The sequence below is a fragment of the Luteimonas rhizosphaerae genome, assembly GCF_002849595.1.
GTDB classification, from domain to species: Bacteria; Pseudomonadota; Gammaproteobacteria; order Xanthomonadales; family Xanthomonadaceae; genus Luteimonas; species Luteimonas cellulosilyticus.
In genome coordinates this window covers 1-12,819 of sequence record NZ_NRQR01000013.1, presented here as the reverse complement: position 1 = coordinate 12,819, position 12,819 = coordinate 1, and the positions used below count along the sequence as shown (strand labels likewise).

At 69.6% G+C, this 12,819-nt stretch carries 9 protein-coding genes, 1 pseudogene and 2 riboswitches; of the genes and pseudogenes, 3 read left to right on the top strand and 7 right to left on the bottom strand.

The window, feature by feature from the left end; genetic code table 11:
* Positions 1–127 precede the first annotated feature (127 nt).
* Positions 128–2,185, bottom strand: coding sequence for a putative bifunctional diguanylate cyclase/phosphodiesterase (locus CJ022_RS05995; RefSeq protein ID WP_101925767.1), 2,058 nt, complete (start codon positions 2,183–2,185; stop codon positions 128–130).
* A gap of 271 nt (positions 2,186–2,456) precedes the next feature.
* Positions 2,457–5,354 carry an aminomethyl-transferring glycine dehydrogenase gene (gene gcvP, locus CJ022_RS05990; RefSeq protein ID WP_199171436.1) on the bottom strand — a complete coding sequence of 966 codons (2,898 nt, stop codon included), beginning with the start codon at positions 5,352–5,354 and terminating at the stop codon, positions 2,457–2,459.
* Positions 5,355–5,442: 88 nt separating this feature from the next.
* Positions 5,443–5,564, bottom strand: a riboswitch (glycine riboswitch).
* A riboswitch (glycine riboswitch) is annotated at positions 5,565–5,649 on the bottom strand.
* Positions 5,650–5,925: 276 nt separating this feature from the next.
* On the opposite strand from gcvP, the gene CJ022_RS05985 reads away from it, so the two are divergent.
* The gene (locus CJ022_RS05985; RefSeq protein ID WP_101925766.1) at positions 5,926–6,609 is read left to right on the top strand and encodes a hypothetical protein; all 684 of its coding nucleotides are present in this window, start codon (positions 5,926–5,928) and stop codon (positions 6,607–6,609) included.
* Positions 6,606–7,856 (top strand): multidrug effflux MFS transporter, encoded by a 1,251-nt coding sequence (locus CJ022_RS05980; protein WP_101925765.1) that lies wholly within the window; start codon positions 6,606–6,608, stop codon positions 7,854–7,856. The genes CJ022_RS05985 and CJ022_RS05980 overlap by 4 nt, the downstream gene beginning before the upstream one ends.
* Before the next feature lie 111 nt (positions 7,857–7,967).
* On the opposite strand, the gene CJ022_RS05975 is transcribed toward CJ022_RS05980, so the two are convergent.
* Positions 7,968–9,965 carry a M2 family metallopeptidase gene (locus CJ022_RS05975; RefSeq protein WP_101925764.1) on the bottom strand — a complete coding sequence of 666 codons (1,998 nt, stop codon included), beginning with the start codon at positions 9,963–9,965 and terminating at the stop codon, positions 7,968–7,970.
* 146 nt (positions 9,966–10,111) lie between these two features.
* Between CJ022_RS05975 and CJ022_RS05970 the strand changes: the two genes are divergently transcribed.
* Complete coding sequence (locus CJ022_RS05970; protein ID WP_143703897.1) at positions 10,112–10,660, top strand: hypothetical protein; 549 nt, start codon at positions 10,112–10,114, stop codon at positions 10,658–10,660.
* Positions 10,661–10,664: 4 nt separating this feature from the next.
* Here CJ022_RS05970 and CJ022_RS17230 read toward each other — a convergent pair whose 3' ends face one another.
* The 4 genes and pseudogenes from CJ022_RS17230 to minC form a co-directional block, all read right to left on the bottom strand.
* Positions 10,665–11,201: a hypothetical protein gene (locus CJ022_RS17230; RefSeq protein ID WP_199171440.1), complete on the bottom strand. Its 537-nt coding sequence runs from the start codon at positions 11,199–11,201 to the stop codon at positions 10,665–10,667.
* A 135-nt stretch (positions 11,202–11,336) separates the two neighbouring features.
* Positions 11,337–11,567: pseudogene (gene minE / locus CJ022_RS17225) on the bottom strand (cell division topological specificity factor MinE); the annotation flags it as partial.
* Positions 11,568–11,570: 3 nt separating this feature from the next.
* Positions 11,571–12,380, bottom strand: a complete 810-nt coding sequence (gene minD / locus CJ022_RS05960; RefSeq protein WP_101925761.1) for a septum site-determining protein MinD — start codon at positions 12,378–12,380, stop codon at positions 11,571–11,573.
* Between the two features lie 24 nt (positions 12,381–12,404).
* Positions 12,405–12,819: septum site-determining protein MinC (gene minC, locus CJ022_RS05955; protein WP_101925760.1), on the bottom strand; the 415-nt coding region annotated here is incomplete at its 5' end.

The window sequence follows — 12,819 nt, the reverse complement described above, 5'->3', positions numbered from 1 at the left end:
TGGAGCGCCCTGCGCGTCCGGTTCTGACGGATGACCTGCTGCGCCCCGCCGTCTCGAAGCGGCGGTCGCCCGCGTAGAGGCTCGCCGGAATGGCGGCGCAGGCTGGCGCCGCCCGGGCGGTGTGGCGTCAGAAGCGGCTGACGATGGACAGCGCGTCGACCGGCCGGCCGAGATGGAAGCCCTGCAGCGAGGTGCATCCGAGTTCGGTCAGCAGGTTCTGCTGCGCCTCGGTCTCGACGCCTTCGGCGATCACCGACAGGTTCAGCGTGCGGCCCAGCGCGATGATCGACGAGACGATCGCAGCGTCCTCGCTGTCGCGTTCTAGGCCCTGGATGAAGGCGCGGTCGATCTTCAGCTCGCTGGCCGGCAGGCGCTTGAGATACAGCAGGCTGGAATAGCCGGTGCCGAAATCGTCGATCGAGATCTGCACGCCCAGGTCGGACAGCCGCTTGAGGATCGCGAGGCTGGATTCCGGGTCGTGCATCGCCGTCGACTCGGTGATCTCCAGCACCAGCGACGACGGCGGCATGCCGTGGCGTTCGAGCGCGCTGGTGATCTTGCCGAACAGGCCGGGCGAGCGGAACTGGGTCGCCGACAGGTTCACCGACACCGACGGCACCGTGCGGCCGTCCGCGCGCCACGCCATCAGCTGGCGGCAGGCCTCGTCGATGACCCAGCGGCCCATCTCCAGGATCAGCCCGGTCTTCTCGGCGAGTGGAATGAAGCGGTCGGGCATCACCAGGCCGCGTTCGGGATGGTGCCAGCGCAGCAGCGCCTCGACGCCGATCAGCGGGCCGGACGGCGCGCGCATCTTCGGCTGGTAGTGCAGCGACAGCTGGTCCAGCGCGACCGCGCGGCGCAGGTCCTGGATCAGCGCCAGCTGTTCGTGCGCACCGTGGTTCATCGACGGCTCGAAGAAGCAGTAGCCGTTGCGGCCCTGGCCCTTGGCCGAGTACATCGCCGCATCCGCATTGGCCATCAGCTCGCGCGCGCTGTCGCCGTCCGCGCCGAAGATCGCGATGCCGACGCTCGCGGTGACGTGCAATTCGCCGCGCTCCAGCGATACCGGGCGGGCGACCTGGCCGATGAGCTTCTCGGCCAGCGTCGCGGCGTCGTCGGGTTCCTGGATGTCGGCGAGCACCACGAATTCGTCGCCGCCGAGGCGGGCCAGCGTGTCGCCGGCGCGGATCGCGGCGCGCAGGTTGTCGGCCACCTGCAGCAGCAGCCGGTCGCCGACCGGATGGCCGTAGACGTCGTTGACCGCCTTGAAGCCGTCGAGATCGACGAATAGCAGGGCGAACGGCGTACCGCTGCGCGACGACCGGTGCACCGCGTTCGCCAGCCGGTCCTCGAGCAGCAGCCGGTTCGGCAGCTTGGTCAGGTTGTCGTGCAGCGCGAGATAGGTCAGTTCCTGGTTCGCCTTCTTCAGCGAATCGCCGAGCAGGGTCGTGCGCTCCTGCAGGCGGCGGTCGAAGATCGAAGTCACGACGGCGAGCCCGAGGATCGCGAACGTGGTGGTGCCGACGAGGCTGCCCAGCCATTGCGGCGAGATGCCGCCGCTGAGCGCGGCGCCGCAGATGCTGCCGTCGGGGAACCGGGCCGCCGCCATGCCGGTGTAGTGCATGCCGACGATCGCCAGGCCCATGACGAGAGCGGCGGCGAGCCGGAACCGGCGGTTGCGCACGCCTTCGGCCCGCAGCGCGAAACCGATGTACAGCGCGGCGCCGGCCGCGGCCACCGCGATCACGATCGAGAGGACGAACCACCACGGGTCGTAGTCGATGCCGGGCTGCATCTGCATCGCGGCCATGCCGACGTAATGCATGAACGCGATGCCGGTTCCGAGGATCAGCGCGCCGAGCACGAGCCGGCGCAACGGCAGCGTGGCGCTGGAGACGACCCACAGCGCATACGCCGAGCTGCAGACCGCGATCACCAGCGAGTACAGGGTGATCGCGAGGTCGTAGCCCTGCGGGATCGGCAGTTCGAACGCGAGCATGCCGATGAAGTGCATCGACCAGATGCCGAACCCCATCGCCACCGCGCCACCGGTCAGCCAGCCACGCGCCGCCGCGCCGCGGCTGGCGTTGATGCGCCCGGCCATGTCGAGCGCGACGAACGACGCCACGGCCGCGACGACGAACGACAGGACGACGAGCAGGGAGTTGTAGGTGCCGACGAGCATGGGGACGCGCGGGAAACGACGGTCCCGTGCTCAAGCAAGTTGCATGCCACGGTTCAGCCGGACGGCCGCCGCGCCGGACGGGGGGTCCGCCTGAACGGAAGGCGCGGGGCCACCCCCGACGCGGCCCGCGCGCAAGCCGCATCGACGGTTTGTGACGTGCAGCGGCCCCCGGGCACGGGCCGGATCGCGCCGGTCAGGCGGGTCGCCGCGGTACCTTCCGGTCCGGCTGCAGGCCTGCGCCCCGGCGCAGCCGGCACCGGGGCGGCGTGGATCAGACGACGTCGGGTTCGCTGAAGGCTTCCGGCGCCTCTTCGGCCGAGCCGATCGGGATGCAGCTGCAGAACACGTTCTTGTCGCCGTGCACGTTGTCCACGCGCGCGACCGGGGGCCAGTACTTGGTGTGGCGCAGCGTCGCCAGCGGGAACGCGGCCAGTTCGCGCGGATACGCATGGCGCCACTCGGCGGCCGCGACCTGCATTGCGGTGTGCGGGGCGTGCTTGAGCGGGTTGTCCTCGCGGTCCAGGCGGCCGTCCTCGATGCTGCGGATCTCGCCGCGGATCTGGATCATCGCGTCGATGAAGCGGTCGAGTTCGTGCAGCGATTCGCTCTCGGTCGGCTCGACCATCAGCGTGCCGGCGACCGGGAAGCTCAGCGTCGGCGCGTGGAAGCCGAAGTCGATGAGCCGCTTGGCGACGTCCTCGGCGCTGATGCCGGTCGCGTCCTTGATCGGACGCAGGTCGAGGATGCACTCGTGCGCGACCAGGTCGTTGCGGCCGGTGTAGAGCGTCGGGAAATGCGGCGCGAGACGCGTCGCCACGTAGTTCGCGTTGAGCAGCGCCACCTGGGTGGCGCGGCGCAGGCCTTCGGCGCCCATCATGACGATGTACATCCAGCTGATCGGCAGGATGCTGGCCGAGCCGTGGGTCGCCGCCGACACCATGCCCACGTCGCCCTCACCGCCGAACGCGCGCGGCAGGAACGGCGCGAGATGCGACTTCACCGCGCACGGGCCGACGCCCGGGCCGCCGCCGCCGTGCGGGATGCAGAAGGTCTTGTGCAGGTTGAGGTGGCTGACGTCCGAGCCCCACTTGCCGGGCTTGGCGAGGCCGACCAGCGCGTTCATGTTGGCGCCGTCGGTGTACACCTGGCCGCCGTGCTGGTGGACGATGTCGCAGATCGCGACCACGTCCTCCTCGAACACGCCGTGCGTGGACGGGTAGGTGATCATGATCGCGGCCAGGCGGTCGGAGTGCTTCTCGGCCTTGGCGCGGATGTCGTCGAGGTCGACGTTGCCGTCCTTGTCGCAGCGGGTCACGACGACGGTCATGCCGACCATCTGCGCCGACGCCGGGTTGGTGCCGTGCGCGGATTCGGGGATCAGGCAGATGTCGCGATGGCCTTCGCCGCGCGAGCGGTGGTAGGCGCGGATCGCCAGCAGGCCCGCGAACTCGCCCTGCGCGCCGGAATTGGGCTGGAAGCTGATCGCGTCGTAGCCGGTGATCTCGACCAGCATCGCCTCCAGCCCGTCGATCAGGTCGACGTAACCCGCCGTCTGGTCGGCCGGTGCGAGCGGATGGATGTTGCCGAACTCGGGCCAGGTGACCGGAATCATCTCGGCGGTCGCGTTGAGCTTCATCGTGCACGAGCCCAGCGGGATCATCGTGCGATCCATCGCCAGGTCCTTGTCGGCCAGCGCGCGCATATAGCGCAGCAGCTCGTGCTCGCTGTGGTGGGTGTTGAACACCGGGTGCTGCAGGAACGGCGTATCGCGCAGCAGCGCCTGCGGCAGGGCGTCGGCGGTCGCGGCGTCCAGCGCGTCCACGTCGGTGATCGCTGCGCCGAAGAGGCCGGCCAGCGTGACGAGGTCGGCGCGGGTCGTGGTCTCGTCGACGCTGATGCCCAGCGACGCGCCGTCGATGACGCGCAGGTTCACGCCGGCCGCGCGCGCCTTCGCGTGCAGTGCATCGGCATCGATGCCGGTGACGTGCAGGGTGTCGAAGAAATCCGTGCCGACGGCGACGCCCGCCTCGCCGAGCGTGGCGGCGAGGAGCGCGGCGAGGCGATGCGTGCGGCGCGCGATGCGGGTCAGGCCGTCGGGCCCGTGGTAGACGGCGTACATCGACGCCATCACCGCCAGCAGCACCTGCGCGGTACAGATGTTGGACGTCGCCTTCTCGCGGCGGATGTGCTGTTCGCGGGTCTGCAGCGTCAGGCGGTAGGCCTGGTTGCCGGCCGCGTCGACCGACACGCCGATCAGGCGGCCGGGCATCGAGCGCTTGTAGGCGTCGCGGCAGGCCATGAAGCCGGCATGCGGGCCGCCGAACCCGAACGGCACGCCGAAGCGCTGCGAGTTGCCGACGACGATGTCCGCGCCCCACTGGCCCGGCGCCTGGATCAGGGTCAGCGCCAGCAGGTCGGTCGCGACCGCGACGATGCCGCCGCGCGCGTGCACCGCCTCGGCGACGGCCGCGTGGTCGTCGATGCGGCCGAAGGTGTTGGGGTACTGCAGCAGCACGCCGTAGCTGTCGGCGTCGATGGCGTCGGTCGCCGGGCCGATCCGCAGTTCGATGCCGAGCCCGTCGGCGCGCGTGCGCAGCACGTCGAGCGTCTGCGGATGCACGTCGTCGGCGACGAAGAACACGTTGGACTTCGACTTCGCCGAACGCTTGGCCAGCGTCATCGCTTCGGCCGCCGCGGTGCCTTCGTCGAGCAGCGAGGCGTTGGCGATGTCCATGCCGGTCAGGTCGGTGACCATGGTCTGGAAGTTGATCAGCGCTTCCATGCGGCCCTGCGAGATTTCCGCCTGGTAGGGCGTGTAGGCCGTGTACCAGGCCGGGTTCTCGAGAATGTTGCGCAGGATGACGTTCGGCGTGTGGGTGCCGTAGTAGCCCTGGCCGATGAAGCTGCGCAGCACGGTGTTCTTGTCGGCGACGGCGCGGATCTTGGCCAGCGCCTCGACCTCGGTGATCGCGTCGGGCAGAGCCAGCGCGTCGCCGGAGCGGATGTTGCCCGGCACGATGGCCGCGGTCATCGCGTCGAGCGAGTCGTGTCCGACGACGCGCAGCATCTGCGCGATCTCGTCCTCGTTCGGCCCGATGTGGCGGTCGACGAACGCCGAGTGGTGTTCGAGTGCGGTCAGCGAAGCGCGGGTCTGGGACATGGCGGGCATCCGGATAGGGGGAGACGCGAAGGTCGGAAGCCCCGGTCCGGCGACGCGGCGGCGCATGCCGACCGTTGCCGGAAGACCGCGGTCTTCCTCGCGCCCCTCTGTCCTTTTGCCTGAGAGTTTGGAAGCCACGAACGCTGCTGCGTCGCCGGACTTCGTGCCCCTTCGGCGCCTGCGTGCCGATGATCCGGCCGCCGGTCTCTCCAGAGTGTGTGGCCCGCAGCGGTGTTGGGCCTGAGCGATTCCGGGCGGTTGCGCCTACGGCAGCGGGTCGCCCCGCTTCTCCCACTGCGAACCCGCGCAGTATACCGGCCGTGCCGGCGGAGCACGCACGCCGGGCTGCTGTCGTGGGAGAGGGCGCTCTATCATGACCGGCTGCCGGAGCCGGGCACGCCGGCCCGGCGCGGAACGGACACATCCGGCCTACCGGTTCCGTCCCGGTAAGTCGTCACCCAACAGGATCCGTGCCATGCCCCCATCGACTCCGCCGCCGCTTCGGCCTGCCGTGCAGCCCGCGGCTCCGGACGCGCGCCAGCAAACCCAGGCGGCCGGGCGGGGGAGCGACGCGTCACTGGTGCTTCGGCTGCTCGGCACGCTGCATCGCGAGCCCGTGCTGTTCCTGTCGCTCGGGTATGCGCTGGTCTCGGTCCTCGGCCTGTGGTCGAGCTACTGGTTCTACCGGCGCTTTGGCATTCCGATTCTCGAATACCTGCAGATCAGCGACGTGTTCTTCGCCGGGCTGCGGCGACCCACCTATCTGATGATGTTGTTGTTGTCGATCGCCGGCATGTGGCTGTCCACGTGGCCACAGCGCATCAACGAGCGCGACCCCGAGCGTGCGGCACGGATCCGCGCCCGCTGGTGGGGCGGCTGGGTGTTCCCGGCCAGCGACAGCTGGATGCATTTCTGGGGTGCGCGCAGTGAATCGCAGCTGGTGCTGGGGTCCGCGCTGCTGGCCATGTACATGCTGTTCGTCATCAACCGCAACGACGCGCAGGCGATTCACGAGGGCCGCGGCGGCGACCGGGTGGAAGTGCGTCTGATGGGCCAGACGGCGTCGCTTCCCGAGGCGCGTCTGCTGGGCACCAGCAGCGCGTTCGTCTATCTGTGGTGGCCCGAGACGCGCCGCGCCGAGGTGATCCCGGTCTCGTCGGTCGCCAGGATCGCGATGCGTCCCGAGCCGGTGGTGCGCACCCCGCCGCCCGCTGCCGCGTCCGCGACGCCGGTCCCGCCCGCGTCGCCGGCGCCAACCCAATGAGCACGCCCAGGATGCCGAGCATGCGCACGCTGGCGCTGCTGCTGGCGGGGCTGGCGATGTTCGGTCCGTTCTCGATCGACACGATCTTCCCCGCGTTCCCGGCGATGGGCACCGACCTCGGCGCGGACCGGGTCGCCATGCAGCAGACCATCGCGGTCTACCTGATCGCCTACGCGCTGATGAGCATCGTGCACGGGCCGCTGTCGGATGCGATCGGGCGGCGCAAGGTGATCCTCGGCGGCCTGGGCATGTTCGTCGTCGCGTCCGTCGGCTGCGCGCTGTCGACCGATCTGGGCACGCTGCTGGCATTCCGCGCGCTGCAGGGCCTGTCGGCGGGTGTCGGCCTGATCGTCGGCCGCGCGGTGATCCGCGACGTGCTGCAGGGCGACGACGCGCAGCGGCTGATGAGCCAGGTGTCGATGATCTTCGGCATCGCGCCGGCCATTGCACCGATCATCGGCGGCTGGATCCTGGGCTGGGGCCGCTGGCCGCTGATCTTCTGGTTCCTGGTCGCGTTCTCGCTGGTGCTGCTGGTGGTGACGTGGTTCTGCCTGCCGGAGACCCATACGCCGGCCAATCGCCTGTCGCTGGTGCCGAGGCGGCTGGTCCGCGATTACGTCGCGATCTTCGTCAATCCGCGCTTCCAGAAGATCGCCGCCGCCGGTGCGTTCAATTTCTCGGCGCTGTTTCTGTACATCGCCTCGGCGCCGGCGTTCGTCATGGACCACCTGGGCCTCGACGAACGCCAGTTCGGCTGGTTCTTCATCCCCATGATCAGCGGCATGATGTTCGGCGCGTTCCTGTCGGGCCGCGCCGCGGGGCGCATCACCGGGACGCGGCTCGCCAACATCGGTTTCGCCTGCAGCGGCGTGGCGATGGCGCTCAACCTCGGCTACAACCTGCTCGTCGACGTGCCGACGGTGCCGTGGGCGGTACTGCCGATGATGCTCAACTCGTTCGGCATCGCGCTGGTGTTCCCGATCCTGACGCTGGCGATCCTCGACATGTACCCGCGCCAGCGCGGCTCGGCCTCGTCGCTGCAGGCCTTCACCGGCCTGGTGCTCAATGCGGTCGTCGCCGGCGTGCTGTCGCCGCTGGTCAGCGACACGCCGCTGCATCTGGCGGTGGCGGGCGCGTCCTTCATGCTGGTCGGCTGGCTGTTCTGGCGTTGGGAGCAGCGGCGCGGCACACCGACGCCGCCCTGCCCGAAGGACGCCGCCCAGCTGGAACCGACCGACCAGATGTGACGCTGGCGCAACGCGGCATCGGAGCTCCAAGACACCGATCCGCGGCGTACGGATGCCACAACGCAACAGGCCGGCTTGCGCCGGCCTGTCGCTGCACACCCTCCCGCGGGCTCAGCCCTGGGTCGGTGCCGCCGGACGTGCTGCGGGCGCTGGCGCCTGTGCGGTCGCCGGCGCGGTCCAGCCGCAGGTCTTGCCTTCGTTCTGCTGGGTGAGCCAGGTCTGCAGCGGCGCGAAGTATTCGAGCACCGGCGCGGCGTCCATCTGCTCGCCACCGGTCAGCTCCTTGAGCGTCTGCTGCCACGGCTGGCTGTTGCCCTTCTCGAGCATCGCCCAGAACTTCTCGCCCGCGGCCTTGTTGCCGTAGAAGCTGCACTCGTACAGCGGGCCGGTGTGGCCGGACGCATCGCACAGCGCCTTGTAGAACTGGAACTGCAGCACGTGCGACAGGAAGTAGCGCGTGTACGGCGTATTGCCCGGCACGTGGTACTTGGCGCCGGCGTCGAAGAATTCCTCGCCGCGCGGCGTCGCCGGGGCGACGCCCTGGTACTGCGCCTTCAATGCCCACCACGCGCTGTTGTAGTTCTCCGGCGTGATCGAGCCGTCGAACACGCCCCAGCGCCAGCGGTCGATCATCAGGCCGAACGGCAGGAACGACACCTTCGCCAGCGCCATGCGCATCTGCGAATTGACCAGCGATTCCTCGGTCTGCACCTGCGCCCCGGTCAGGCCGATCGTGTGCAGGTAACGCGGCGTCATCGCCAGCACGATGGTGTCGCCGATCGCCTCGTGGAAGCCGTCGTGCGCGCCGGTCTGGAACAGCGGCGGACGGCCGTTGTAGGCGAGGTAGTAATAGACGTGGCCGAGCTCGTGGTAGATCGTCGTGAAGTCTTCCTCGTTCGGCTTGGTGCACATCTTGGTGCGTACGTCGCCGGCCATGTTCATGTCCCAGGCGCTGGCGTGGCAGACCACGTCACGGTCGCGCGGCTTCACGAACTGGGTCTTCTCCCAGAAGCTCTCGGGCAGCTTGGGCATGCCCAGCGAGACGTAGAAATCCTGCGCGCGTTCGTTCATGCGCTTGGCGTTGTCGATCTGCGCCGCGTGGGCGATGTCGGCGCGGCGGTCGGCATCGATCAGCACGTTTTCGCGGACCATGCGCTCGTTGAGCGTCGACTGGTACTGCTGCTCGAGCGCGGCGGTGATGTCGAGGCTGCCGGCGTTGGGATAGGGCTGCAGGACGTCCCACAGGTTGCCCCAGTCCTGCTGCCACATGTTGCCCATCAGGTGCGCGGGCAGCAGACCGCCGTCGACGGTACCGCGGCCGGGATACTGCGTTTCGAGGCGCGTGCGCGTGTAGCAGTGCAGCTGCTCGTACAGCGGCTTGACCTGGCCCCACAACCGGTCGGTCTCGGCGGCGAGTTCGGCCGGGGGCATGTCGTAGCCGGAACGCCAGACTTCGCCGGCATCGGCGAAGCCGAGGTCGTTGGCGCCTTCGTTGACCAGCTCGACGAAGCGCACGTAGTCCTGGCGCATCGGCTGGGCGACGGTGTGCCAGCCCTGCCACGCGTCGAGCTGGGCGTCGTAGTCGCGGCTGGTGCGCAGCACGTCCTCGAGCGCGCCGAGCTGGCGGCAGTTGCGGGCATCGCCCTCGCCGGTGCAGTAGGCACCGCTGCCGTAGACACCTTCCATCTTGGACGCGATCTTCGTCAGCTCGGCCAGGTGCTCGGGGTTGCGCGGCGGCGGCATCGACGCGCCGAGCTTCAGCAGGTTGATCGCGCGCGCGGTCTCGGCCGACATCTCCTGGCCTTCGAAGCGCTTGGCGTCCTCGATCCAGCGGTTGAGCTGGGCCAGGTAGCGCTCGTTGTACTTCGCCGCGAGCAGCTGGCTGTCGTCGTTGATGTAGGTCGACGAGAGCCACTGCGAAGCGGTGAGCTCCGGCATCATCGTCTTGAGTTCGTCGTTGACGCGGGCGATGAACTGGTCGGCGGTTTCGCCGGCCGGCGCCGTGCTGCCGGTCGCGGGCGTCGCGTCCGGCGACGGCGAGCGGTTGCAGCCGACGAGCGTCAGGCTCGCGGTGACGGCGAGGGCGAGCAGGGCGAGGCGAGGATTCACGGAACGTTACCGGTCGGCATTGGGAACCCGGGAGGCTAGTGCGCCGCATGCAGGCTCGCAAGTGTCGGTGTGCTAAGGATGGCGCCCCGCCAGCAGACACGGGCCGTCCCGCGGCGCCGCGGTCGGCGTTCCCCCGAGACCAGATCATGTCCATGTTCTCTCTGCGGTATTCCGCGCCGCCCATGCTCGCGGCCGCGCTCGCCTGCGGTGCGGCCGTGCTGCCGGCGGTCGCGTCCGCGCAGGCCGCGTCCAGCGCCGCGGCCCATGCGCGGACGCCCACCGCCGACGATCCCGCGCTGCGCGCGTTCTTCGGCAATGCCCGCGTCGCCGGTGGAGACGCGGCGGATACGCTGCTCGCACGCATGGTGGGCGCGATGGCGACGCCCGCCGACGGCGACCCGGCGTCGCGCGCGCGTGCGGTCGGTGACGGACTCGTCCTGCAGACCGGCTGCCGCGAGCGCGCCTGCGATGAAGCCGGCGCGGTGGTCTACGACGCGGACGCGGGTGTCGTGCTGGTCGCCGGCCTGATCCATCGCAACTGCGGCGCCGCGACCACGAGCTGCGACGGCACGCCGACGCTGACGGTCTTCCATTCCAGCCGCCGCCAGGCGCCGATGCCCGCGCTCGTCGCCCTCGACGACTGGGCCGAAGCGCAGGTGCCGGACATCGCGCGCACGATGCAGCCGCTGCCGTAAGCGCTCAGCGGAACCCGTCGCGCGGACCGGATGCCGCCGCGGTGACCGGCAGCCCACGTGTCTGCAGCCAGGTGCGCGCGTCGTCCGCATCGGCCTCGAACCAGGCACGCGTCGAGCCCAGCCGGAAGCTGTAGCCCCAGGCGTCCATGTCGGCCATCAGCCGCGCGCGGCCGACACCGGGCAGCGCGTCGGCGAGCACGATCTGCAGATAGCAGGTCGCGTCTTCTTCCTCGTCCGAATCGGTCGCGTCGGTGTGCACCACGGCGCGCCGCTCGGGCGGCAGCACGATCAGATGGCAGGCCTCGTGCAGCAGCGAGTGCACGGGCGTGTCGTCGCGCACGTAGACGTCGCTGCCGATGACGCCGGCTTCCGGATCGCCCCAGTAACTGCCCGGGATCGGCGTGCCGGGGGCGACGTGGACCAGGCGCAAGCCGTGCGAAGCGAGCAGCGCCTGCGCTGCGTCGAATGCGATGTCACCGACACGCAGCACGGCCGGCTCGGCGGTCGCGATCGGGGCAGGGGTGTCGGGGTGGGGAGCCATGGCGGTCGGACGCGGGGCGGATGCGGCGGGCGCCACGACTTGACGCCCGGGATGCGACAGGAACATGACAGCCTGGTCGCGTGCGACGCGCGCCGCGGCGGAGGCCGCAACGCGCGCCGCCACTGCCGTCGTCAGAACCGAGATGTCGAGCACGTCGTGTTCGCCGTCCTTGACCAGATCGACCTTGACCGCGTCGACGTCGATGCTGACGTACTTGCGGATCACCTCGAGCAGCTCGCGCTGCAGCAGCGGCAGGTAGTCAGGCGCACCGCGGTTGGTCCGTTCCTGCGCGACGATGATGCGCAGGCGGTCCTTGGCGATCGAGGCGGTGTTCTTCTTGACCTTCAGGAAATCGAACATGCCCATGGATCAGCCTCCGAACAGCTTGCTGAAGAACCCCTTCTTCTCCAGCGTGGTGAACCGCATCGGCCGCTCCTGGCCGAGCAGGCGTGCGACCGCGTCGTCGTAGGCCTGGCCGGCGTCCGATTCCATGTCCAGGATCACCGGTTCGCCCTTGTTGGACGCGTTGAGCACGTGGCTCGACTCGGGGATCACGCCGATGCTCTTGAGGCCCAGCACTTCCTCGACGTCGGCGATCGACAGCATCTCGCCGGTCTCGACGCGCGCCGGGCTGTAGCGCGTCAGCAGCAGGTATTCCTGCACGCGCTCGCCGGCTTCGGCGCGGCGCGTCTTGGACTGCAGCAGGCCGATGATGCGGTCGGAGTCGCGCACCGACGACACTTCGGGATTGACCACGACGATCGCGCGGTCGGCGAAGTACATCGCCAGGAACGCGCCCTTCTCGATGCCCGCCGGCGAATCGCAGACGATGTACTCGAAGCCCTCGTCGGAGAGGTCCTTGAGCACCTTCTCGACGCCTTCCTTGGTCAGCGCGTCCTTATCGCGGGTCTGCGACGCGGCCAGCACGTAGAGGTTGTCGAAGCGCTTGTCCTTGATCAGGGCCTGCTTCAGCGAGGCTTCGCCCTGGACCACGTTGACCAGGTCGTACACCACGCGCCGCTCGCAGCCCATGATCAGGTCGAGGTTGCGCAGGCCGACGTCGAAGTCGATGACCGCGGTGCGCTTGCCGCTGCGCGCCAGGCCGATGGCGATGCTCGCGCTGCTGGTGGTCTTGCCGACGCCGCCCTTGCCCGAGGTGACTACGATGATTTCAGCCAAAACACATCTCCTGGTATGCCGCCGTCACTCGAGTGCGGCGATCTTCAATTCGTCATGCTCCAGCCAGACCTGGACGGCCTGGCCATGGAGTTCTTTGGGGATATCGTCGAGCACCTTGTAGTGCCCCGCCACCGCGACCAGTTCGGCCTGGAAGCTGCGGCAGAAGATGCGGGCGGTGGTGCTGCCCTGGGCGCCGGCGAGCGCGCGGCCCCGCAGCGGCCCGTAGATGTGGATCGAACCGTCGGCGATGACTTCGGCGCCGGCGCCGACCGAGGACAGCACGGTCAGGTCGCGGTTCTGCGCATACAGTTGTTGGCCCGACCGCACCGCCGTGACCTGCACCAGGCCGGGTTCGCCGGCCGGCGCGGCCTTCGGCGCGGGTGGCGCGTCGGCAGGCGCGCGCGGTGCCGGCGCTGCGGCGGCGGTGGGCGGCGCGGCG